General features: G+C 50.8%; 23 protein-coding genes, 1 tRNA gene and 1 other RNA gene. 10 read left to right on the forward strand and 15 right to left on the reverse strand.

Translation table 11 applies throughout. The features are described 5' to 3' along the window. The first annotated feature begins 4 nt into the window (after positions 1-4). The 3 genes from CC94_RS21690 to CC94_RS23200 all read left to right on the forward strand — a co-directional run bounded on the left by CC94_RS21690 (position 5) and on the right by CC94_RS23200 (position 3,837). Positions 5-2,164, forward strand: a complete 2,160-nt coding sequence (locus CC94_RS21690) for a Z1 domain-containing protein (protein ID WP_215731682.1) — start codon at positions 5-7, stop codon at positions 2,162-2,164. Beyond that, positions 2,100-2,531 carry a hypothetical protein gene (locus CC94_RS24355; RefSeq protein ID WP_051911518.1) on the forward strand — a complete coding sequence of 144 codons (432 nt, stop codon included), beginning with the start codon at positions 2,100-2,102 and terminating at the stop codon, positions 2,529-2,531. The genes CC94_RS21690 and CC94_RS24355 overlap by 65 nt, the downstream gene beginning before the upstream one ends. A gap of 490 nt (positions 2,532-3,021) precedes the next feature. Continuing rightward, positions 3,022-3,837 carry an HNH endonuclease gene (locus CC94_RS23200; protein WP_084675369.1) on the forward strand — a complete coding sequence of 272 codons (816 nt, stop codon included), beginning with the start codon at positions 3,022-3,024 and terminating at the stop codon, positions 3,835-3,837. A 453-nt stretch (positions 3,838-4,290) separates the two neighbouring features. On the opposite strand, the gene CC94_RS25545 is transcribed toward CC94_RS23200, so the two are convergent. The 10 genes from CC94_RS25545 to ssrA form a co-directional block, all read right to left on the reverse strand. Then, a complete protein-coding gene (locus tag CC94_RS25545; protein WP_215731683.1) occupies positions 4,291-4,521 on the reverse strand; it encodes a DNA cytosine methyltransferase in 231 nt (76 codons plus the stop codon). A gap of 8 nt (positions 4,522-4,529) precedes the next feature. Next, positions 4,530-5,186 carry a DNA cytosine methyltransferase gene (locus tag CC94_RS21695; RefSeq protein WP_051911520.1) on the reverse strand — a complete coding sequence of 219 codons (657 nt, stop codon included), beginning with the start codon at positions 5,184-5,186 and terminating at the stop codon, positions 4,530-4,532. 2 nt (positions 5,187-5,188) lie between these two features. Next, the gene (locus tag CC94_RS21700) at positions 5,189-5,518 is read right to left on the reverse strand and encodes a helix-turn-helix transcriptional regulator (RefSeq protein ID WP_036304049.1); all 330 of its coding nucleotides are present in this window, start codon (positions 5,516-5,518) and stop codon (positions 5,189-5,191) included. Positions 5,519-5,638: 120 nt separating this feature from the next. Continuing rightward, a complete protein-coding gene (locus CC94_RS22480) occupies positions 5,639-6,892 on the reverse strand; it encodes a DUF1173 family protein (protein ID WP_031431519.1) in 1,254 nt (417 codons plus the stop codon). Beyond that, positions 6,885-7,502, reverse strand: coding sequence for a helix-turn-helix domain-containing protein (locus CC94_RS0115615; RefSeq protein ID WP_157203452.1), 618 nt, complete (start codon positions 7,500-7,502; stop codon positions 6,885-6,887). Before CC94_RS0115615 ends, CC94_RS22480 begins: the two co-directional genes overlap by 8 nt. Continuing rightward, positions 7,486-8,517, reverse strand: a complete 1,032-nt coding sequence (locus CC94_RS0115620) for an integrase domain-containing protein (protein WP_031431521.1) — start codon at positions 8,515-8,517, stop codon at positions 7,486-7,488. The genes CC94_RS0115615 and CC94_RS0115620 overlap by 17 nt, the downstream gene beginning before the upstream one ends. 1,362 nt (positions 8,518-9,879) lie before the next feature. Then, the gene (gene rhuM / locus CC94_RS24830; RefSeq protein ID WP_342666541.1) at positions 9,880-10,146 is read right to left on the reverse strand and encodes a RhuM family protein; all 267 of its coding nucleotides are present in this window, start codon (positions 10,144-10,146) and stop codon (positions 9,880-9,882) included. Next, positions 10,127-10,828 (reverse strand): hypothetical protein, encoded by a 702-nt coding sequence (locus CC94_RS0115635; RefSeq protein ID WP_031431523.1) that lies wholly within the window; start codon positions 10,826-10,828, stop codon positions 10,127-10,129. The genes rhuM and CC94_RS0115635 overlap by 20 nt, the downstream gene beginning before the upstream one ends. A gap of 302 nt (positions 10,829-11,130) precedes the next feature. Continuing rightward, positions 11,131-12,342 carry a tyrosine-type recombinase/integrase gene (locus CC94_RS0115640; protein WP_031431524.1) on the reverse strand — a complete coding sequence of 404 codons (1,212 nt, stop codon included), beginning with the start codon at positions 12,340-12,342 and terminating at the stop codon, positions 11,131-11,133. Between the two features lie 162 nt (positions 12,343-12,504). Beyond that, positions 12,505-12,897, reverse strand: a transfer-messenger RNA (tmRNA) gene (gene ssrA, locus CC94_RS23210). A 322-nt stretch (positions 12,898-13,219) separates the two neighbouring features. On the opposite strand from ssrA, the gene CC94_RS0115645 reads away from it, so the two are divergent. Further along, a tRNA-Asp gene (locus CC94_RS0115645) sits at positions 13,220-13,296 on the forward strand. A 59-nt stretch (positions 13,297-13,355) separates the two neighbouring features. On the opposite strand, the gene CC94_RS0115650 is transcribed toward CC94_RS0115645, so the two are convergent. After that, positions 13,356-13,859, reverse strand: coding sequence for a SixA phosphatase family protein (locus CC94_RS0115650; RefSeq protein ID WP_005371305.1), 504 nt, complete (start codon positions 13,857-13,859; stop codon positions 13,356-13,358). Positions 13,860-14,040: 181 nt separating this feature from the next. On the opposite strand from CC94_RS0115650, the gene CC94_RS0115655 reads away from it, so the two are divergent. Both CC94_RS0115655 and CC94_RS0115660 read left to right on the forward strand, forming a co-directional pair. Then, a complete protein-coding gene (locus CC94_RS0115655; RefSeq protein WP_031431525.1) occupies positions 14,041-15,561 on the forward strand; it encodes a CYTH and CHAD domain-containing protein in 1,521 nt (506 codons plus the stop codon). Between the two features lie 275 nt (positions 15,562-15,836). After that, on the forward strand, positions 15,837-17,255 hold the full coding sequence (locus tag CC94_RS0115660) for a high affinity choline transporter 1 (RefSeq protein WP_005371309.1): 1,419 nt from the start codon (positions 15,837-15,839) through the stop codon (positions 17,253-17,255). 66 nt (positions 17,256-17,321) lie between these two features. Here CC94_RS0115660 and CC94_RS0115665 read toward each other — a convergent pair whose 3' ends face one another. Beyond that, entirely contained in the window at positions 17,322-18,254 is a 933-nt protein-coding gene (locus CC94_RS0115665) for a histone deacetylase family protein (RefSeq protein ID WP_031431526.1), read from the reverse strand. Positions 18,255-18,367: 113 nt separating this feature from the next. Here CC94_RS0115665 and CC94_RS0115670 point away from each other — a divergent pair, with 113 nt between their 5' ends. From CC94_RS0115670 to CC94_RS0115680, 3 genes are read left to right on the forward strand one after another with little or no spacing between them, the layout of a single operon-like run. Then, positions 18,368-18,688, forward strand: coding sequence for a DMT family transporter (locus tag CC94_RS0115670; RefSeq protein ID WP_005371313.1), 321 nt, complete (start codon positions 18,368-18,370; stop codon positions 18,686-18,688). Then, positions 18,688-18,978 (forward strand): sulfurtransferase complex subunit TusB, encoded by a 291-nt coding sequence (gene tusB, locus CC94_RS0115675; RefSeq protein ID WP_005371315.1) that lies wholly within the window; start codon positions 18,688-18,690, stop codon positions 18,976-18,978. The genes CC94_RS0115670 and tusB overlap by 1 nt, the downstream gene beginning before the upstream one ends. Then, entirely contained in the window at positions 18,969-19,301 is a 333-nt protein-coding gene (locus CC94_RS0115680; RefSeq protein WP_005371320.1) for a TusE/DsrC/DsvC family sulfur relay protein, read from the forward strand. Before tusB ends, CC94_RS0115680 begins: the two co-directional genes overlap by 10 nt. A gap of 108 nt (positions 19,302-19,409) precedes the next feature. Here the strand turns inward: CC94_RS0115680 and CC94_RS0115685 are convergent, their stop codons facing one another. Genes CC94_RS0115685 through rraA form a run of 3 tightly spaced genes read right to left on the reverse strand, consistent with a single transcriptional unit; the run spans position 19,410 to position 21,287 of the window. Beyond that, positions 19,410-19,814, reverse strand: a complete 405-nt coding sequence (locus tag CC94_RS0115685; RefSeq protein ID WP_005371326.1) for an RNA-binding S4 domain-containing protein — start codon at positions 19,812-19,814, stop codon at positions 19,410-19,412. Continuing rightward, complete coding sequence (ispH, locus tag CC94_RS0115690) at positions 19,815-20,765, reverse strand: 4-hydroxy-3-methylbut-2-enyl diphosphate reductase (protein WP_005371329.1); 951 nt, start codon at positions 20,763-20,765, stop codon at positions 19,815-19,817. Between the two features lie 36 nt (positions 20,766-20,801). Continuing rightward, positions 20,802-21,287, reverse strand: a complete 486-nt coding sequence (gene rraA, locus CC94_RS0115695) for a ribonuclease E activity regulator RraA (RefSeq protein WP_031431527.1) — start codon at positions 21,285-21,287, stop codon at positions 20,802-20,804. A 179-nt stretch (positions 21,288-21,466) separates the two neighbouring features. On the opposite strand from rraA, the gene CC94_RS24140 reads away from it, so the two are divergent. Next, the gene (locus CC94_RS24140; RefSeq protein WP_005371335.1) at positions 21,467-21,607 is read left to right on the forward strand and encodes a hypothetical protein; all 141 of its coding nucleotides are present in this window, start codon (positions 21,467-21,469) and stop codon (positions 21,605-21,607) included.

Raw genomic sequence — 21,607 nt, forward strand, 5'->3', positions numbered from 1 at the left:
GAAAGTGGCAGAACCAAATGAAAATTTTCAGAATGTTGTAAAAATCGTCCAGGTCTTACTTGTTGCCGACAAAGACAAATCGACCATAACCCCAGCCTTAATCTCGGAAAAGATTGATCTGGTTATCTTAATGAATCCACAGTGGGCGGAAAATCTTGATCGAGAGGGTGTAATCGACGAATTGATTCGTCGAAACAGTCAATGGATCGGTCAAGATACCAGCCTTGTAAGTAATGTCGGACACGAGGACTGGCTGAATTCATCAAGAAAACAAAACTGGCGTTATTGGCAACGCTATCGGGAATGGCTTGAGAAAAAACTCTCCTGGAAGGCCATTGAGGCTCTGGATAAATCCAGCGACTCCGTTCTGGCTTTGCTGGAAGATCCAACTCGTGCCGGACGCTGGGATCGTCGCGGACTTGTGGTCGGACATGTTCAGTCAGGTAAAACAGGGAACTACACCGGACTCATCTGTAAAGCAGCAGATGCTGGATACAAGATAATCATTGTACTCGCTGGCCTTCATAACAATCTGCGCTCTCAAACCCAAATAAGACTGGAAGAAGGTTTTTTAGGTTATGAAACGTTGACTGATCGGGATATCAAAAGTCTTCTTGGTGTTGGTGAAATCGATAGTGACAAGGAAATCCACCCCAATTGTGCAACCAATCGTTCCAATAGCGGCGACTTTAGTAAAAGAGTTGCCAGAAATCTGGCCGTTTCACCTGAAGAACGTCCCTGGCTTTTTGTTGTAAAAAAGAACAAGACCGTTCTTCGTGAGCTCCTGAAATGGATTCAAAATCATGCCGCCGACACCAATCTTGCTGCCAGCCAGGGGGGCGCAGAGACCCACGACGACCTTCCAAAAGTAAAGAAAATCGTAACAAAACTACCACTGTTGATTATAGATGACGAAGCTGACCATGCTTCTGTTGATACCCAAGAACAGGTATTCGACGCAGATGGAAACCCGGATGACGAGCATTTGCCAACAACCATCAACAGACTGATCCGAAGAATTCTGCACTCTTTCTCCAAGTCGGCTTATGTTGGTTACACAGCCACCCCATTTGCCAATATTTTCATACACGAACGGGGAGAAACTCGTGATGAAGGTCCTGATCTTTTTCCATCTTCCTTCATTATTAACTTGGCGGCCCCTTCGAACTACATAGGTCCATCCAAAGTATTTGGATTAATGAATCAGGAAGGTTTCCGAAGTGGGTTGCCTCTTGTACGCTTGGTAGATGACTATGCTACTGAAGACGGACGAATTGGCTGGATGCCGCAACAGCATAAAAACGGCCATAGACCGATCCACAACGGTACCGAGAACCTCCCTCCATCAATTGTAAATGCAATAGACGCCTTTGTTCTTGCCTGTGCAGTTCGCCGACTTGATGGTCAGGCGAATGAACACTGTTCAATGCTTGTACACGTCACTCGTTTCAACTCTGTGCAGAAAGAGGTTTGCAAACAGGTAGAAGAACATATTCGGCACATGCGCCAGCGGCTCCACCGGAACATCGAGCACGAGATGATTCTTCAACGTCTAAAGGCCTTATGGGAAGAAGACTTCAAGCCCACATCCCAGGCAATCCGTTCCGTCCAACCAGATCAGGTATCGAAAGGGAATGTGACATGGGATGACATTCAGGCCGGATTATTCGACACCATTTCCGACATCGAAATCAGGATGATTAATGGTACGGCGAAGGATGCTCTTGACTATGACGAACGCCAGGGGACAGGCCTCAAGGTGATTGCGATTGGTGGCGATAAACTTGCTCGAGGCCTTACACTGGAAGGACTTTGTGTCAGCTATTTTTTGCGTGCATCCAAAATGTACGACACGCTGATGCAGATGGGGCGCTGGTTTGGATATCGACCGGGCTATCTGGATTTATGCCGTCTATATACAACTGCGGAACTTTCAGAGTGGTTCGGACACATAGCCGACGCAGCAGAAGAGCTAAGGGAAGAGTTTGATCTGATGGTTGCCAGTGGGAGCCACACCTCGCGAATATGGCCTCAAAGTTCAGTCTCATCCCGTGCTTATGGTTACTTCCCGGCTAAAGATGCGAGCGGCAAGAGATTTGTTGCTCTCTTTCAGCGGAAAACTGCTGGAAACAGTCGTTTTTCACAAGCGCACCGGTATTCTTGAATCAAACATTGCGGCAACATTAGGGCTGATTAACTCTCTTGGGAAGCCCACTGAAGTCAACCCTGAGAGGTCGACAGCAAAAGGGAAACAGCGGTGGAATGGATTCCTCTGGCGCGATGGAGCGGCAAGTCAGGTTATTGATTTTCTGGAGGCCTATTTAACCTACCCGGAATCCTACAAAGTAAAAAGCAATCTTATCGCCGAATTCATTCGGTCAATGAATGATGCCGGTGAACTGAGCAAATGGACTATTGCATTGATTGGGGGTGGTGATGGAGGTGACTTCAGTTTAACCAAGGACATCGCAGTCAATATGCTGATCCGAAAAAATAACGGCCGTTTCGATGACCGCTATTCCATTGGATGACTCCTGTCACCAAGAGACGAGTTTATAGACACCGATGCAAAAACCTGGGAAGCCGCACTCGAAAAAACTCAAAAAGCCTGGAAGCCTGATCCGGCCAGACTTCGAGATGGCAAATTGCAAGAGCCACCGGACGTGCCAAATGGTCCCGCAATTCGAGAAATACGGGGATATGGTGCGAATGATATCGAGCCATCCCGAGATAGAGGTTTGCTGCTTTTATACGTACTCGAACCCGGTCACGAAGGAGCCAATCTGCCAGAAGGCACACCTCATAAAAACTCAAGAACCTTAGCGAGTACTAAGTCTTTGATAAAAATTCGCTGCTTCCGCCGCAGTCGAAGCAGCAACCTGTTTTTGCCTAAAATTCAACCCAATTGGAACGATCTTGATTCTTATGGCTACAAAGACTTTTCTCCAATAATGAAAGCGGCATAATAAAACAAAAGAAATTTATTTTTATCGGCTGTTTTTCCTAACAATACTAAATTTTATGACTACGATCAGAAAACCGTGGAGTCGAGAAGAAACATTATTGGCTGTAAATCTATATTGCCGAATACCATTTGGTAAGCAACATAGTAGGTGTCGTGAAGTAATTGAACTTGCAACGGCAATTGGCCGAACTCCAAGTAGTGTTGCGATGAAACTAAACAATTTCACTTCTCTTGATCCTGAGGAGCAGGCGCGTGGTGTTAAAGGTTTATCTGGTGCCAGTAAATTGGATCGTGAAATTTGGGAAGAAATTACTAGAAACTGGGAAAAAGTTTCAGCAAAAAGCGAGTATCTTTGGAGTCAAGTAGTTGAACAAAAAATACCATTCTCTAATTTACCAATACAGGAAAAATTTAGCGACAACACAAGTGATGATAGCGCTAAATCAAAAGATTGGCTTGGTTCAACAGAAACTACACGGACAATAACGGCGAGATTAGCCCAAGGCTTTTTTCGTCGTACAGTTCTTGCTTCTTACCTCAACCGATGTTGTATTTCCGGAATTCCAGTTTCCGAGCTTCTAGTTGCGAGCCATATCCTTCCTTGGGCTGACTACCCAGATCAAAGAGTAAATCCATGCAATGGCTTGTGTCTTTCTAATTTACATGACAAGGCATTTGATAGAGGATTGATAACTTTCGACGAAGAATACAGGCTAGTGCTGGGTAAAAGAATCAAGGAATTTATGACGGTAGAAGCGCTCCGATTTAACTTCTTATCATACGAAGGAAAGCAATTAACACTCCCGGAAAAATTCCTGCCCGATAAACAGTCATTAGCGCGTCACAGAGAAGCAATTTTCTGTTCCGATTGATTTTTTATAACGGCTATTTTGGCCTTTTAAGTGGTCACAGTGTTTGACGGTTTATCCGAAACTTGCACCCTGAATCGGTCAGCAAAATGTCCGGTCTCCCAATTCTTGTGCTTGGGTTCCAGACCGGGTATATTGAAATCCTCAGCCCCTTTCGGTGAACGGTTATGAGCTTTGGCAAAAGCTGCAGCGTATAGATAACGCCTCAGGTCGCTGGTCATATGTGCTCTTGATTCATGGTTCAGCCAGACTTGTGGACGATTCCTTGTATACCATTCCGACAGCAACTCTGACTTCACTACTTTGGGATAATTTTCAGTGTGCATTCTTGTTCCGCCAGTAAGAATATGTTTTGAGACCCCATGCACAGCCATATTAAGTTCATATCGCAGCTTTGGATCACTGGAATTTGAGGTCAGATAAGTTGCATGCCCGGAAACATTAGCAGCCCAGTTTTCAGGCGCGGCTTAATATGCTCCGTATTGGAGGGAGATCGGCTATTACATCTCCGACATTAACTTGTTTTTCAATCTTGTTTAGTAATTGTCTACTGTTTATCGGAATATCCTCCCTGACTCCGAGCAGGATTACTCGATGTCTCGCCTGCGGCACTCCGTATTCCTCAGCCTGAATGATAAAATCATGCGGATTGATCGATGTTGGGCTGTCACCCCGCTTAAATTCCACATCTTTTACTAACGATAAATTCTGTATCTTCCGACGGTGTTTCCATCGTTGATGGCTGAATCAGGATCGGACAAGTCCTTAAGAATTGAATGAAATATCAATTCACCATTGATTTTGGATGACAGAATTCCTTTTACATTTTCCATTACAAATATAGCAGGCCGATATTTCTGAATTATTCTCAAATATTCCTTGTATAAAAAATGCTTGTCGTCTTTCTCTGGTTTGTAATCAATTTTTCCTTTGTTTCTAGATCTGCCTACCAGTGAATATGCTTGGCATGGTGGACCACCAATCAAAACCCACGGTGCATTCATATCGAGTTTTTGTTGAATTGCAATGTCCAGTTCGGCATTACCGGATTCAGTGCCTAACTCAATAAGTTTTGCCTCTTCTCCGGCTTCATTCCATAAGGCCTGTGTAGACTCGTCCCAAGGAATCTCCCGAGTTCCATTACAAAAATCCAAATATACATTCAGCTTATCTGGTGCCTCTCGCAGTAATTGTCTGTAATAGGCTCTTAGTCTTAAAGTCTGGTGTGCAAACTGATCTTTCTCTGCAGAAACTATAATTCTGAATGCATCGTCAGACGCATTTGAAAATCCCTCGCCCAAACCGCCTGGCCCGGCAAATAGATCAATCACTTGTATGTTATTTAACTTCATTTTTACCTTTTGCCTTTCTTCGACTTTATGTTCGATTGTTTGGCAACCAATGTGTCAATAATCTTATCGAGAGCCATCCTTGTTTCTGCGGCAGCAATATCCGTAAGGTGGTTCAAAATTTTTGATGCAAGTTCTTCTGCTGATGGAGCAATATTTGTCTGGTTTTGATTAATCAGACGCAAACAATGGTCAATCACGCGTGCCGGAGGATTGACTAAACCCTTTTCATATCGACTTATTGAAGACTGCTTGACTCCAAGTTCTTTGGCAAACTGCTCCTGACTTAGCCCATTCCTTGCAATACGAACCAACTCAGATACAGATGAAATCATCGCGCGATAGAAAAATATGCTTAATATGCATATTTTATCAAATTTTATACATATTAAGAATTATAAATAAGCTCTCAAATTTGATTAATCGTGCGCAATAGGCACCATTTAGTGAAAAAACTATTGTTGATCCGGAAATTCAGCCATTACAGAATTACTTATTGGCGACCAATGCCAACAAAAAATTTGCCTTTTCCTGTAATAGGCTAATTTTTCAGCTTTCCGCCTAAGATATTCAGCATCATTCAATCCAAAAACCTCCAGCACCCATTTTTGCCGGCAATCGTTCAGCACAAAGTCCGGCAGGTACGGTTCTTCATCTAGTTTTAACGGCTTGGTAAATGCCCTGTTTTCGGCTACCAGCTTATCCGCAACCAGCAATTCGTAGCTGGAATCGACCGGTATGAATTGCTTGCTGGTGCGCATCAGGGCAATGTCGCCGATGGTGTAATAATCGCCTTTACGAAATACCGTGCAGATGACGATGATGTGCCGAGCTGGTTTGCCTATTTCGGAAAGCCATTGCCCAAAACTGTGTTCCGTTTTCTTGGCCAGTTCCGCCGGCATCCAGAGCAGGCTGTCCAGCAATTGTATGGATACGCCGACATTGCCGCTGCTTCCTTTGGTTTTGATCAGGCGCTGCACTAGGCCAATCACAATTGCCGCCTTGCCGGAGTTTGCAGTTTTTTCTTCAAGATTTTTCTGACTTTCGGCCATGCTTATTTTCCTGATTTCATTCCAGTAATGCTGGTCGCGCGTTTCGGTGGTGTCATTTTCCGGAAAGATCCAGTGCGGAATAATCAGTTTTTCTGCAAGGGGATGTCTGCCAACGGTAATTTTGCCGGCAATCTTATGTATGCTGGAGGCAACGGTATTCAAGCCGCATTTGGGCTGTTTTGCGGGTCTCCAGTCATTCAGGTTGGCCGTTTGCCAGCATAGATGTAAAAAACCCAACAAGGTTATGCCGGTGCGGGATGTCGTTTTACTGGCCGTGGCTTCCGTGCCGTAAATTTTGCTGGTTTTGGGCTTGGGCTTGGCGCTGATTGTCAGGATGGCTTTGATTTTGACATCCAGTTTGTCATCTTTCTCAATTATCGCCGGCTGGTTATCCCGCTGATATTGGGTCAATGCCGGATTGATGTAAAGCTTGCACCAGGGAGCATGGTTGCCACTGGTCTTGGCATTTCTGGCCGGAAAATAGCAACTGCGCTTTCTGATGTTGATTTCCCGGCATTGATCATCTGCCAAGCAGGTACAGAATGGATGCACCAAGCCTTTGTAATATCGGGCCATCAGCTGTTGTGCATAGTGATTTTCCGGATCGCTCAACTGCGCGTAATCGATCAGGGTGCCGTCGATATTGATTTCACTCATGGCTGGATTCCTCGTTAATTGGGTTAGCCTGGCTGGCGTTTTGTAAACTGACGTAGAATTGGCTCAGGCTGGCGACATCCGCGTAACGGATTTGCCCGTTGCCGGATTCCATGTCGGTGATGGTTTCCATGCTGATTCCGATTGCTTGGCTTACTGCTTTCAGAGTCAGGTTTAGATTAAGCCTTTGTCGTTTGAGGTAAAGGCAGATATCCGTCAGGTTTGGTAAAACCGCTGCATCGTTCAACACGGTGGCAGCCAAACCGGATTCATCGCTGGCAGGCTGTTGATTGGTGATTGTTTTTTCATTCTTGCCGGACTGGACAAACAGATTCGGCTTTGGCGGCGTTCCGGGTTTATTGCTCCATTGCCAGATCACGCATAAGGCCAGCCAATAGGCATTGGCGGTTTTGGGCGCCATGTCGCGGTGAGCCTTCCAGAAAAGGATGACATGGCGTTTGCCGACTTCGTGCAGGTTATGCAGTTGTTCGGTTTGTTCGATAAATTCTGCAAACTTGATCATTCTGCCCACCTGCAGCCGGCGATTTTCCTTGGAACCGCTGCGCACATACTGGTGGGCCAGGCTTTGAATTTGCTCAACCAATATAGACACTGACCACCTCCAGCCGGTTATGCCCCAATTCAGCGGATAGTTTCAAGCGGGCTTGCTGGTCCAGGGCTTCCGCCGTGCATGTGTCCATGCCCAGTTGTTTGGCCAGATAATCCAGCCAGTCTTTTCTGGGGATGCCAGTGGTAATCGGTGCCGCTGCGCCGGTCAGTTGCTGATAGCGTTGCTGGGCATAGTGATGGCGCTGGGCGTGAAAGTTGAATTGATATTGCTGCGCCAGGGCATAACAGGCGGTGCGAAATTGCACATAGTTCATGCTTTGCGGAATCAATGAACGGCCGTCCTGGATTTGCGCCGCCTGTACCAATGCGGACTTGGCGGATGCGCTGACCGGTACCTCCCGGCGCTTGCCGCCTTTGGTGCCGGATAAAATGCTGATATGGCCGGTCGTTTCGGCTTGTTGTAACGCCTGTTTGGCGTCCAGCAAGGCGGATTCCTTAAAGCGCAAGCCCAATGTCCGTTGCAGATCGAGCAAAACAGCCAGGCGTTGATGGCCGGGTTCTTTGGTCTGCTCGCCTGATTGATGGTCGTGGCTGCCGGTTATTTCCGCCAAGACTTGCGCATGTTTGGCTGGCGGCATGGCCTTGCTGGTTTCCGGAAGATATTTACGCCTGGGTATGCCGCAATCCCGGGTTGGACTGATGCTTTGCCATTGCCCGGCCGTGGCGGTTTTCAAAATGCTGTTGACCGCCGAGAGATACAGTTGGGCGGAGGAGGGTTTTAATTCTTCCATCCGGACGCGCTGGTTCAGATGCCGTCCGTAAGCCAGGACATGTTCCTGGGTGATCGCTTCCATTTTGCTGATGCTGCATTCCGCTTGCAGCCATTTGGCGAACAGTGTCCAGCGATCCGCCAAAGTGCCTTTGGTGGAAAAAGATTTATCCGCCTGGTGCGAACACATTTTGCCGGCGCGCAGCAGGCTGCGGCTGCCAATGCCGTAATTCCGGGAAGATTTTGGACGGTTCTTCCGGTTTGACCGTTTGGGTTGGTCGTGATGCATCACGTTGTACTCCTTGAATGTTTGGCTATGGCTCCGTCTTGCCAAAAGGACTGGCGAAAATCCCCTTGGCAAGATGGAGCCGGGTAGGCCTTGAATGATTTAACGTCATGAGCGGGGTAACCCGGCTCCTGCACCCGCTTTGCACACAAGGCCATGCTCATGACGATGAGTGTTGACGCACGAGTTGCAAACTCGGCAGTTGTGCGTACAAAGTTGAGGTGGGCGCGGCTTATGACTCGCTGCGCGGGCGAGAAATGTTGATGGTTAACCGGAAACGGACTAGGGGTGCTGGCCAAACGCATTGACTGTCCAACCCCGACAATCAACTCTGCCCCATCATCATCCGTTGCCGGAAAACCCGGAAAAACCCGCGATGAGCGCGAAGTTATCCGTATGATTTATTTAAAGTAATTACTTAAAACCCGTTCTGTTCTGTTTTTCAGAAAAATTGAAACAGCGGGTCTGGTTCTGAATGCACCAAGCCAGATGGCTGCGGTGCACAGGTACAATAAATTTCTTTTGGATACATGAGCAAAGGCCGGTTGAGACCAGCAATGCCAGACCGGGCCATGAGGACATGGCGATTTGGAATCGAAATCGTAAGATTCGAAAGGACGAGACAAACATCGGCTACCAAGGCGGATGGCATAGGCCAGCCTGACCTTTGGAAGACAAGCGTTTGTATGCAGACCGATAGATCAGGCTTGCTGCACTGGAGGCAAAGCCCGCCAGTAACCATCCTGCGGAACCGTGATTCCAGCCAGGATTTCAGCACCTGAAACAGGCACAACAGCAACACCGCCGTTCAGAAAAACCTACTAACGCGGTTTATCGGTATATTTAAAGCGCACCAAGGCGCATACTGAATATTTAACAGCCGTAAACGGCCATTAAAATCGTTATTGTTGTCAAAATATGAAGGCGTTCCCGATGCATTTCATCAGGACGCACTTTCCCTGCCGACCCAGATAGCACTTTTTTAAAGCCCATCCGCACCATTCATCATATAAAAATATCTTCAGGTGGACGCATTGCCAAACGGCCCTACGGACACAGTACATCCAACGGCTTCTCTGCCACCCCGAGGGGCTATAGTCGGTATAGATCCGTGTGTTTATACTCCCGGATTTGGAGTCTATGAAAATCTCGTCCTGAAAAGTTCTTTTAGCCGGGGGTAGTTTGGTGGTAATTTAGGGGGATGTCAAGCGTGTTTTGATGGAAATTTATTTATTTTCAATAGGATATGTTGTTTTATGTTGTCCACTAGAGTCCCGTGCAATCCAGCAAGGTGCGAACAATTATTTCTATTTTTCCTGATTGGAAGCGGCATTTTCTTGTTTCAATATGTTCTGAAATTCGTTTTCAAATAACCTGTACTGCACAATGCGGAATTTTTTCAAACTCGCTTTCGGCATGTTTTTTAGCAATTTCCATGGAAACTTTGCCACTGTTTTGCAGGATGCCTCTTTCGGTAAATTCCAAAAAGGCGTCAAGCCGTATGGCCCAGGCCACCATGGTCATTGGAATTTCCCGTGGTGTCCATTCTTCTGCCAAATCCAGGTAGGCATTGACGATAGGATCAAGAGACTCCAGCTCTCGATTGAATGAATTATTTGGCGACTGGAAAATATGGCGGAAGAGGCTCTGGTCGCTCTAACTCTCTATCTAGCCAAGTGTGGAACTGTTCTTCAATCCCGCAACCATCAGCTCTTTTCCTTAACAGTTCCCAGCGATATGGCTCGATATCGGGTTGCTTGATGTCGGTCCAGCCGCGTGGAAAGCCCAGTTCTTCCTCAGCATCCTCAATAGTCTTCCCAATGCTTCTGAAGTGTTCCTCGGTGAAGTACCACTGGCCGTCGACTGTTGTGCGTAGATCGACGTAGCAATCGAAAACAAGGTTCAGAACCCTTCTGAAATAAGTATCGCAGGCTGTGATTACGTCCATCTCCGGCACATTTGGCAAATCTGAACACGGCAAGAAGTAATAAAATGTTCCAGTGTTACTGTGCGAACCGCCGGAAACTAGATTTTCTCCAATATGTTGTGTGACTGTTCTGAAATCATGAAAAAAACGAGATAACGCATCCTTCCTTAGAGCTTCCTGGCGGGGCGCATACCACGAATCGAACTCTGCATGCCCTTTGAGACACGACTGCATGGCGAAAGTAATGCTCCGAGCGGAAGATACAAAAGCAGCAGTACAGAATTGGACGTTGAGGAATCCCAGCTTCTTTGCATGCCGATGCGTTTCGAGCAAAAAGAACTCCGCTTCTTGAACCTTATAATCGACGAGTCCGAAATGTCGCGTCATGCATACAGCCTAACAAGGAACTTGATAGTTAACTGCATAACTACCTAATAAAGATCTTCTACACAATAATTTATTGATTAGCATTTAAGCTTCCATTTTGTATAACATTGGTGAGGGCAGACTATCAATAAAAACTATCTAGAGCTGTTAAACCGGTTAAGAAAGTTCCTCTCCCTAGCCTAACTTAAAGCAATAAAAATCATCTAGCTTATTAAATTATATGAATGTTCCCTTAATTCCCCAAGTTCACCCATAAAATATTTAAAACCATTATTTGGTTGTTTGCTTCCAAAAAGCCAAATCTAACCTTTTCTTTTAAACGGCAAGATATCGGCCCCAGCTTTCAAATTATCCAGATAATCCGCCCAAGCCTGCATCATTTTGACCCGTTCCGCCAGATGGGCGGTGCGGTTATAGGCTCTGCCGTTTGGATCTTTAACGGCATGGGCTAGCTGATGTTCTATAAAATCCGGCCTGAATCCCAGTACTTCGTCCAGAATGGTTCTGGCCATGGCCCGGAATCCGTGCACCGTCATTTCGTCCTTGCCAAAACCCATCCGCCGCAGGGCGGCCAGCAAGGCGACATCGGACATGGCTCTTGAGCCGTTTGGCGTTCTTGCCGATGGAAATACAAATTTACCATTGCCGGTTAGCGGGTGCAGGCTGGTTAAAATTGCCAGTACCTGTCTGGATAGCGGCACGATATGTTGGGTTTGGGTTTTTGTTACCAGGTAACGCCATTCCGCTTTGTCCAGGTTAACGTCCTGCCATTGCATGTTCCTTAGCTCACCAGGACGCACAAACAGCATGGGGGCCAGCTGCAATGCACATTTTACGATGAAAGAGCCGCTGTAATTCTCGATTGCCTGCAGCAATGGCTTTACATGCTGCGGGTCGGTCATGGATGCGAAGTTTGTAGAATTGACAGCAGTTAAAGCGCCTTTTAGCGAAAGGGTTATGTCCGACTCTATTTTGCCATTGGCAATGGCGTAACGGTAAACCTGACCGCACACTTGCAAGGCCCGATGCGCGGTTTCTATGGCGTTTCTATTTTCAATTCTGCGTAGCGCCTGCAACAATTCCAGTGCTTTGATGTCCGCAATCGGCCTGTCGCCCAGCCATGGAAACAAATCACGTTCCAGTAAACTTTTGGTGCGTTTTTGATGGCTATCGGAGCGGATGGTCATTTTTCTCTCAAACCATTCCAAAGCCAATGCCTTGAAAGTATTTTCGCCAGCGCCTTGTTTTTTGATTTTTCTATCCAGACCGGGATCAACACCTTCGGCAATTTGCTTTCTGGCTAGGTCTCGTTTTTCTCTGGCCTGCTTTAGTCCGGTATCGGGATAAGTCCCCATGGAAAGTGTTTTTCGCTTACCGTCAAAACGGTAATCAAAACGCCACCACTTACCGCCATTGACGGTAACAAGGAGATATAAACCTTTTTCATCCGGAAGCTTGAAAGGCTTATCCGGCTTGGGTTTGACGTTTTTTATGGCGGTATCGGACAGAGGCATGACGGTAACTGTTTTGACGGTAGCCGAGTTACCGTTAAATTTACCGTCAAAAGTTACCGTATGTCAATAAGTCTTATGGGATAAACCAGGACAACAAAAAACCCGCATCCCTTGCGGAATGCGGGTTTTCTGGATTTTATCGGACATCTTTAAACGAATTCTTGGTGGAGGCGGCGGGAATTGAACCCGCGTCCGCAAGTACTCCGCCGTAAGGTCTACATGCTTATCCCGCGCTTTTGATTTAGCTGCCAGCTACCCGTCGGGCCAAGAAAACTGTCAGCGATTCCGTTAGGTTTTAGCGCCGCCACCCCGGACAAATTTTGGCGCGATCTTATGTGAATGACCTCTGAGCGTTCCGCTTGTCCCGAAGGACATTAAGAACTCTGCCCGCATAAGCACAGACAGTCAAAGGAATGGTGGCTGTTTTTAGGCAGCCAAAGCCATTGAGTAGTTTTCGTCGTTTGCGAATACTTTTTTTCTGTAGGTTTTACGAGGTGTACAGTCCTCGGCATGCACTTAAGGTTTCGCTACCCACGTCGAAGCCAAGTCGCCCCCTTAACTGTTTCGTATCTTGAGATAGGAATATTTTAAAAAAATTCAATTTTCGAAAAAATTTTTCCGACTCGGCGACTTACGCCAAACGGCACCGGGAAAATTGAAAATATTTAAGATGGTCATTATAGCCCATCAGTGGGAATATCCCTACAGGATTCTTCATTTCAGGGGCGGGGCGCCGGCCTGCCGAAATGCGATTCCCTTGTAGGGTACGCCATGCGTACCCCCTTTTTGCCTGATGGTACGCATAGCGTACCCTACAAAGTTGGCAACAGTGCTTGACGAATTTCAGAAATCCTGTAAAATGCCCGCCTTCTAACGCGGAGCGGTAGTTCAGTCGGTTAGAATACCGGCCTGTCACGCCGGGGGTCGCGGGTTCGAGTCCCGTCCGCTCCGCCATCTGTCTTCTTCATAGGGAGAGCTTTTTGCTCCCCTCTCCTTTTTCTTCAGTCGTTTTTCTATTCCTGCAAAGATTTCGGATAGAGAATTTCGATCAGTCTGGCGCAGCCGGCTTCCAGTTCGCTCCAGTCATCCGGCATTTCAAGCCGGGCCAAAGCTGCCGTGGGCATCAGTTTCTCGACCTCGGGCAGGCCGTCTTCGCCGACCAGTTCGACCAGCAGTTCTTCCAGGTCCGGGTTATGTCCGACCAGCACTACGCATTGGGCCGATTCGAGACATCCGGCGAGTACGTTTTTGATTTCTTCCAGGCCGGAAAAATAAAGCCGCGGCTCCTGCGTCGGCGGCTCGGGCCGTTTCAGCGCGTCGCAGACCAGTTGGGCGGTATTCAGCGCGCGCCGGGCAGGCGATGTAATGATCAAATCCGGATATAGCCCGCGCTCCTGCAACCACTCGCCAAGACGCTGCGCCGCACGTCTGCCGCGCGGTTTCAACGGGCGGTCGAAGTCGGAACCCACCGCATCGCGGTCCGATTTGCCATGGCGCAACAACCATAATTCTCTCATCGTTTTTTACCCTTCAAAATAAATGGGTTTTTTGCAATCTTGACGGACTTCGGCGGTCAAAATTAACAACCCCGCCGGCTGTGCTTGTGTATGGCGGCCGACGTCATTAAACTGTCATATAAGAATGGCAGTATAAAGGATTTATGCCTTTTATCTCAAAATCTGCTTCCGGAACGACGGGATGATGGACTTACGATTCGAATTGCCTGCGGGTCTGGGCGTTGATAAGCTGATCGCGTCTCTGGATAAGTTTGCCGACGTGCAACTGGTTTTGCAGGAGTATTGCCTCCGCACCTATTACGACAGTTTCGACTGGCGCCTTTATCAAAACGAAATTTTGTGTGAATTCAACCGGTCCCGGACGGCTTCGAACCTGGTATTGAAAAATCTGCAGAACGGCCGGATTTTTGCGACCCTGGAAACGCAGGAGATCCCTCACCGGGCCAATCTTCTTAAAGCGGGCAAGGTGCGCACTACGCTGGAAACCTATCTGGAACCGCGCGCACTGCTGCCTCTCTGTTCGCTGGAGTACGAAGCCTATCATTTGTTGCTGCGCAATGAAGAAAAGCGCATCATCCTGCGCCTGTTGCTTGAAGATTACGAACTTTTGAACAGCCAACTGACGCTTCAGCCGGTCAAAGGTTTCCTGAAAACCGCGGAACATATCGCCGCGACCCTGACCGAAGCGCTCGGCATGCAGCCGCTCGCCCGGTCGCCGTTGGACCTTGCGCTCGCGCTCGAAGGCCGCAAGCCGAACGATTATTCGTCCAAGCTCAAAATCGATCTCGATTCCTCGATGCGCGCCGATCTGGCCGTCAAATTCATCTTCGGCGCTTTATTGAAAACGATGAAGTTGAACGAACAGGGCGTGATTGCCGATCTGGATTCCGAGTTTCTGCACGATTTTCGGGTCGCGGTGCGGCGAACCCGTACCGGCCTCGGTCAGCTCAAGGATGTGCTGACGGCCGATGTAACAAGCTATTTCGCGGATTTTTTCTCCTGGTTGGGCCAGGTTACCGGCCCGACGCGCGATCTCGACGTTTACCTGGCGAAATTCGAGCGCTACATGCTTCATCTGCCTACCGATTCGCATGCGGATATCGAGCCGTTTCTGGAACTGCTGCAGGAAAAGCGAACGCAAAATCAACGGGATCTGGCTGAAAAATTGAGTTCGGCCAAATACCGCAAGACACTGACGGAATGGGAGCACTGCCTGAAAAGCCGGTCGTATCCGGAATCCACCGCTGTACACTGCCCGGACATCAAAACGCTGGCTGATCGCCGTATCTGGAAGATCTATCGTCGCATAGTCAAGGAGGGCCGGGCGATTACGCCGCATTCGCCGGCGGAAAATCTACACGAATTGCGCAAGACCTGTAAGAAATTGCGTTACCTGATCGAGTTTTTTCAAAGCCTGTATCCCAGGCAACAGGTTAGAAAGCTGATCAAGCAGCTTAAAGGATTGCAGGACGTGCTTGGCGATTTTCAGGATCTCGACGTGCAGATCGATTATATCGATCGCTGCTGCAAGGATAACAAAGGCGAGTTGCCGCCCGCCACGCTGAGAGCCCTGGACGAGTTGGTTCACCAGTTGACCATCCAAAAAGCGCGGGTGCGCAAACATTATCAGCCGGCATTCGATGCGTTTGTGCAGGCGAAAAATCACGCGGTCTTCAAAGCGCTGTTCGCGGGGCAGCAGTAGGTTTTTCATGTTGAGTCGGCTTTTGCCGGCTTAACCTACGGCTCCCTTGTAGGGCGGATTCGCCGCCAGGCAATCCGCCTCGCTTCGCTTTGAGGGCTAGGCGTTTTGCTGTCGCGAAAACGCCCTACAGCTCTCAACCCGTCATTCATCCCGATCATAGGCTCCGCAGGTTGGATTGCGCATTTTACGCAATCCGTACGAACTTCGAATCTCTCCTGACTTCCCGCTTTCCTGGGATACAATGAGCCGTTTTTGACTTCGCTCGTATCCGTGGCATGAATACCGTACTTGTCGGCATCGTCGTTTACATCCTGCTGCAACTGCTGGTCGGCGTTTATTGTTCGCGAAAAATCACCAGCGAAAGCGATTATCTATTGGCCGGGCGCAGTCTCGGCGTCGGCATGGGCAGCCTGAGCGTGTTCGCGACCTGGTTCGGCGCGGAGACCTGCATCGGCGCGGCGGGTTCGGTCTACGAAAACGGTCTGTCGGGCGCAACGGTCGATCCGTTCGGCTACACCCTTTGTTTGGTTCTAATGGGCCTGGTGTTTGCGGCGCATTTGTGGCGGCGCAATCTGACCACGCTGGCCGATCTGTTCGTGCAGCGTTATTCGGCCGGAATCCAGAGCTTTGCCGTGCTCCTGATCGCCCCGACCTCGATCATGTGGGCGGCGGCGCAGGTTCGCGCGTTTGGGCAGGTGCTGTCTTCGGCGTCCGGGCTCGAAGTCGACATCGCGATTGCGGTCGCGGCAGCGGTCGTGATCGTTTATACGATGTACGGCGGTTTGCTGGCCGACGTGGTGACCGATGCGGTGCAGGGCATCGCGCTGATCATTGGCTTGCTGCTGTTGCTGGTGATCGTGCTGGAGGCGGGCGGGGGCCTCGACGTGTCGATCGCGCGTCTGGATGCGGAACGGTTGGGATTTTTCGGAACGTCGGAAAAATCGGGTCTCGAAACGCTGGAACAGTGGGCGATCCCGATCTGCGGCTCGGTGCTTTCTCAGGAGCTGGTCGCACGAGTGCTGGCCAGCCGCTCTCCCGAAGTGGCGCGCCGCGCCTGCGTGTACGGCGGCCTGCTTTATCTGGCGGTCGGCCTGATTCCGGTCACGATCGGGCTGCTTGGTATGCAGCTCCTGCCCGGGTTGAACGAACCGGAGCAGATTTTGCCGACGCTGGCGCAAAAATATCTGCATTCTTTTTTCTACGTCGTTTTCGCCGGCGCGCTGATTTCGGCGATTTTGTCGACCGTCGACAGCGCCTTGCTGGCGGCCTCGGCGCTGTTGTCGCACAATCTGGTCGTGCCGCTGGTCAAGGTTCGGGACGATGCGGCGAAAGTCAAAATCGCCCGGATGATCGTGCTGGCGAGCGGAATCGTCGCCTTTGCGTTGGCGTTGAATGCCGGCCGGGTCTACACGCTGGTCGAAGAGGCCTCCGCTTTCGGCAGCGCGGGTATTTTTACGGTGGTGATCTTCGGGCTCTTCACTTCCTTCGGCGGCGCGTTCAGTGCCGGCGTGACGCTGGCTGTGGGTATGCTGACCTGGATTGTCGGGCATCATGTTCTGGATCTGGCGACGCCTTATCTGGTTTCGCTGTCGGCCGCCTTGGCGAGCTATGTTCTGGTGGCAACATGGGAAAGCATGCGCAGGAAAGATGTAAAATTGGGCCTTATCGCGGCCTGGCTGCGTGAGGAACATTGATGGAGAAGACCTGCCAGGTTTTCAAAACCTGGCAGGTCTGTGAGGGTGGGAAAGTCGCTTTGGTGTTCAAGCCTGCAGCAACACTCCCACATGCGCCGCCACGCTGCGCGCCAGGGCTTCCAGGTGGTAGCCGCCTTCCAGAACCGATATCAGCCGGCCGTTGCAGAATTCCTTGGCGACGGTGATCAATTCTTCCGTAATCCAGCGGTAGTCGTCCTCGACCAGCTCGATGTCCGCGAGCGGGTCGTCGCAGTGCGCGTCGAAACCGGCCGAAACCAGCAGCAGTTCGGGTTTGAAACGGCGTAGTGCGGGCAGGGCGATCGTTTCGACCTTATGGCGATATTCGGCGCCGTCCGTGCCGGCCGCGAGCGGAATGTTGACGATATTGCCGACGCCGGTTTCGTTTGGATAACCGGTGCCCGGATATAAAGGCATTTCGTGAGTGGAAACGTACAGCACCTCGGCTTGCCGTTCGAAGGCAGCCTGGGTGCCGTTGCCGTGATGCACGTCGAAGTCGACGATCGCGATGCGCCGGATCGAAGGGTGTTTCCGCGCATGTTCGGCGGCGATCGCGACATTGTTGAACAGGCAAAAACCCATCGCCCGGTCCGGTTCGGCATGATGGCCGGGTGGGCGCACCGCGCAAAAAGCGTTGTCGGCCTTGCCGCCGGCCACTTGGTCGACCGCATCGCAGACCGCGCCGACTGCGCGCAAGGCAGCGTTCGCGCTGCCGTGCGAAAGATAGGTGTCCGGGTCGAGGTAGTGGTGGCTGCCTTCCGGGATGGGGTGTAAAACCCGGTCGATATGTGCCTGGGTATGGATCAGCCGGATTTGATCGTATTGCGCGGGTCCGAGCGGCGGCGATTTTCTGACCAGTTTGGCGAATTCGGGCGCCTGTAAGGCTTTTTCGATGCGGCGCAGCCGATCCGGCGATTCGGGGTGCTCAAAGGGCGGGGTGTGTCTTAGAAAGTCGCCGTGCGTGTAATAAAGCGTCATCATAAGGAGATAAAACCGAAGTGGATGGCCATGCGCCGCCGCGCTGCGGGATTTCGTCGAGACTGCCGCCTAGGGTAGAATAGTCGCTTTTACCGAAGTAAAGCAAGAGGCGCTAAATGGCCTGGTTATTGTTGTTCTCCGCCGGTCTCGCGGAGATTGTTTTTGCATTGAGCCTGAAGTTCAACGAAGGTTTCACCAAATTGTGGCCCAGCGTGGTCACCTGCGTGTCGGGATTGTGCAGTTTTTACCTGTTGATGCTGGCCATCAAGTCTTTGCCGCTGGGTACGGCCTATGCGGTCTGGACCGGGATGGGGGCGGTCGGGGTTGCGGCCCTGGGCATTTTATTGTTCAAGGAACCGGCCGATGTATGCCGGTTGATGTCGATCTCGCTGGTGATTCTCGGCGTCATCGGTCTTAAACTGACCGAAGCGCATTAATGCTGCATCTGATTTCCGCTTCGCCGGTTCCGTCAGCCGTTCTGGAAAGAATCGATTCGGGCAGCAGCGTGGTGTTTCTGGAAAATGCGGTGCTCTGGATTTTACGTGACGGCCGGCTGTACGATCGTCTGGCAGGGATGCTGGCCGATCACCCTCTGTATGCGCTGTCCGCCGATCTGCTGATGCGCGGTATCGAGGCCGACCGGATCGTGGAAGGCATCGAAGTGATCGATTATCCAGGACTGGTCGAACTGACCGTCGCGCATCCGTTGATTCAGTCATGGAATTGAAGGTGGGCGGCAGGGCGCTGGCGACGACCGATCAGGGGTTTTTGGTCAACGCCTCCGACTGGAACGAAGCGATTGCGGAAAAGCTGGCCGAGGCGGAGCGGATCGAATTGAGCCCCGCGCACTGGGAAATCATTCGCTTCATCCGGAATTATTACTTCGAGTTCAAGCATTTGCCGAATGCGCGGGTGTTCGCGAAAGCGGTTGCGAAGGCGCTCGGCGAGGACAAAGGCAACAGCCGGTATCTGCATCGCCTGTTTCCCGAGGGGCCTTTGAAATACGCCTGCAAGCTGGCGGGGCTGCCGAAGCCGCCGACGTGCATGTAGGGTACGCTGTGCGTACCATGAACCGGAAGAATCGAGAAAGGTACGCACTCGGCAATTGCTCCTGCATTGCTCTACCTCCTGCATCCCTGCAGTCGAGCGTACCCTACGTTAGAGATCGAAATCCTGCTTGAAACGGTGGATCATTCGCCGCTGCTTTTTGTTCGGCCGCTGGTCGGGGCCGTTGTTGGGCATCAGCGCGCGCATTTCGCGTTCGCCGATGATCTGCTGCTGGCGTTTGGCGTGGCTTTCGGGATCTTCTTCGTAGAGCAGCGCCGCTTCCTTGGCGGGCCGGCGCTGTGCGGAGAGCGCTACGATCGTGATTTTCCAGTGCAGGGTGTCCTTGGTGATGGATAGGCGCATGCCCGGCTTCACTTCCTTGCCGGGTTTCACGCGCTGATCGTTGACGTGCACCTTGCCGCCCGCGATCGCTTCCTGGGCTTGACCCCGCGTCTTGAAAAAACGCGCGGCCCACAGCCATTTATCGAGGCGGAGCGAGTCGAGTTCGGCGGGCAATTACTGCACCATGTGTTTTTTCAGTTCTTTCGGCAACGAAAAGACGACTTTTTCCTCGATGCCGGGCAGTTCGGTGGTGGTCGAGCCGCCCCATTGTTTCAGCTTGCTGATCACTTCCTGGACCAGCACTTCCGGCGCCGAGGCGCCGGCGGTCACCCCGACGACTTCGATACCGTCGAACCATTCCTGTTTCATGTCCTTGGCGGTATCGATCAGGTAGGCCGGTTTGCCGAGCTGTTCGGCGATTTCGCGCAGGCGGTTGGAATTGGAGCTGTTCGGCGAGCCGACGACCAGGATCGCGTCGGCTTTCTTGGCCAGGTCCTGAACCGCGTCCTGGCGGTTTTGCGTGGCGTAGCAGATATCGTCTTTTTTTTGTTCCTTGATGCCGGTGAAACGGGCCTTGAGCGCGTCGACCATCACTTTCGTATCGGTCATCGACAGGGTGGTCTGCGTGACATAGGTGAGATTGTCCGGATTGTTCACCTTCAGGTTCGCGACGTCTTCCGGCGTTTCGACCAGATAAATGCCGCCGTTCTCGGTGCATTTTTCGTATTGGCCCATCGTGCCTTCGACTTCCGGATGGCCGGCATGGCCGATCAGGATCACTTCGCGGTCCGATTTGGCATGCTTGGCGACCTGGATGTGCACTTTGGTAACCAGCGGGCAGGTCGCGTCGAAAACGGTCAGCTGCCGTTCTTCGGCTTCCTTCTGCACCTGCTTGGAAACGCCGTGTGCGCTGAAGATCAGATACGAGCCGACCGGTACTTCTTTCAAATCTTCGATGAATACCGCGCCTTTCGCTTTCAATCCGTCGACGACAGTGCGGTTGTGCACGACTTCGTGGCGCACATAAATCGGCGCGCCGAAGGTTTCGAGCGCCTGATCGACGATTTCGATGGCCCGGTCGACGCCGGCACAGAATCCGCGCGGGTTAGCGAGTACGATTTGCATATCTTGACTTCCATAGTGGGAAAATATCCGCTTATTTTAACTCAACATTTTGTCCGAGACGACGATTCCGTCATGATCGGCATATATAAAATGATCTTTTTTAAAGTGGACGCCGGCAAAAAAGACCGGCAGATCGCGGTCGCCGAAGTTTTTCTGGTGGCTTTGCAAAGGATGGGCGTGCAGCGCGCGGATGCCGATCGGCAGTTCGATCAGTTCTGCGGTATCGCGGACGCAGCCGTAAACCACCAGTCCCTGCCAGCCGTTAGCGACCGCCAGTTTGGCCAGCTCGGCGTCGATCAGTGCGCAGCGGTGCGACCCGCCGCCATCGACCACCAGCACGCGGCCTTCGGCTTTTTCCTGCAGGATGGTTTTGATCTGCCCATGGTCTTCGAAAACTTTCAAGGTCGTGATGCGGCCCCGGAATATCGGCTTGGCTCCGTAGGGTTTGAACAGCGGTTCGGCAATATGAAAGTGCATATCGTGGGCGTGGGCATCGCAGAGGCGGGCGGTGGTAAAAGTCATCGGATCGGTTTCCCAAACAGTCGGTTTCAAAGCGGTGCCATCAAGAAGGGTCATAAAACGCTTCCCGAAATTCCTTATGAATCGTTCCATACGCCGTACCTTTAGCGCGTTAAAATGGGAACGTTATGCGGCTATTTTATAGTCTATTAAAGGTTTTCAGGCAACTTGAGGATTATCCGATGTGGATCGTTTTGTTTATCGTCGCCCTGCTGTTCGTCCTGGGCAGCGCATTGATTCTGCTGCGCTCGGCGAAGGTTCCTAAAATTTCCGACAAGGTGAAGCCGCAGCCCTATCGGAACGATGACGACAGCGGCTGGTAA

This window comes from Methylomicrobium agile (genome assembly GCF_000733855.1).
GTDB lineage: Bacteria > Pseudomonadota > Gammaproteobacteria > Methylococcales > Methylomonadaceae > Methylomicrobium > Methylomicrobium agile.

Coding starts and splice junctions, on each gene's coding strand:
- CC94_RS23200 (WP_084675369.1), top strand. CDS start 3,022: ATGACTACGATCAGAAAACCGTGGAGTCGAGAAGAAACATTATTGGCT.
- CC94_RS21695 (WP_051911520.1), bottom strand. CDS start 5,186: ATGAAGTTAAATAACATACAAGTGATTGATCTATTTGCCGGGCCAGGC.
- CC94_RS21700 (WP_036304049.1), bottom strand. CDS start 5,518: ATGATTTCATCTGTATCTGAGTTGGTTCGTATTGCAAGGAATGGGCTA.
- CC94_RS22480 (WP_031431519.1), bottom strand. CDS start 6,892: ATGAGTGAAATCAATATCGACGGCACCCTGATCGATTACGCGCAGTTG.
- CC94_RS0115620 (WP_031431521.1), bottom strand. CDS start 8,517: ATGCATCACGACCAACCCAAACGGTCAAACCGGAAGAACCGTCCAAAA.
- CC94_RS0115635 (WP_031431523.1), bottom strand. CDS start 10,828: ATGACGCGACATTTCGGACTCGTCGATTATAAGGTTCAAGAAGCGGAG.
- CC94_RS0115640 (WP_031431524.1), bottom strand. CDS start 12,342: ATGCCTCTGTCCGATACCGCCATAAAAAACGTCAAACCCAAGCCGGAT.
- CC94_RS0115650 (WP_005371305.1), bottom strand. CDS start 13,859: ATGAGAGAATTATGGTTGTTGCGCCATGGCAAATCGGACCGCGATGCG.
- CC94_RS0115655 (WP_031431525.1), top strand. CDS start 14,041: ATGATGGACTTACGATTCGAATTGCCTGCGGGTCTGGGCGTTGATAAG.
- CC94_RS0115660 (WP_005371309.1), top strand. CDS start 15,837: ATGAATACCGTACTTGTCGGCATCGTCGTTTACATCCTGCTGCAACTG.
- CC94_RS0115665 (WP_031431526.1), bottom strand. CDS start 18,254: ATGATGACGCTTTATTACACGCACGGCGACTTTCTAAGACACACCCCG.
- CC94_RS0115670 (WP_005371313.1), top strand. CDS start 18,368: ATGGCCTGGTTATTGTTGTTCTCCGCCGGTCTCGCGGAGATTGTTTTT.
- tusB (WP_005371315.1), top strand. CDS start 18,688: ATGCTGCATCTGATTTCCGCTTCGCCGGTTCCGTCAGCCGTTCTGGAA.
- CC94_RS0115680 (WP_005371320.1), top strand. CDS start 18,969: ATGGAATTGAAGGTGGGCGGCAGGGCGCTGGCGACGACCGATCAGGGG.
- ispH (WP_005371329.1), bottom strand. CDS start 20,765: ATGCAAATCGTACTCGCTAACCCGCGCGGATTCTGTGCCGGCGTCGAC.
- rraA (WP_031431527.1), bottom strand. CDS start 21,287: ATGACTTTTACCACCGCCCGCCTCTGCGATGCCCACGCCCACGATATG.
- CC94_RS24140 (WP_005371335.1), top strand. CDS start 21,467: ATGTGGATCGTTTTGTTTATCGTCGCCCTGCTGTTCGTCCTGGGCAGC.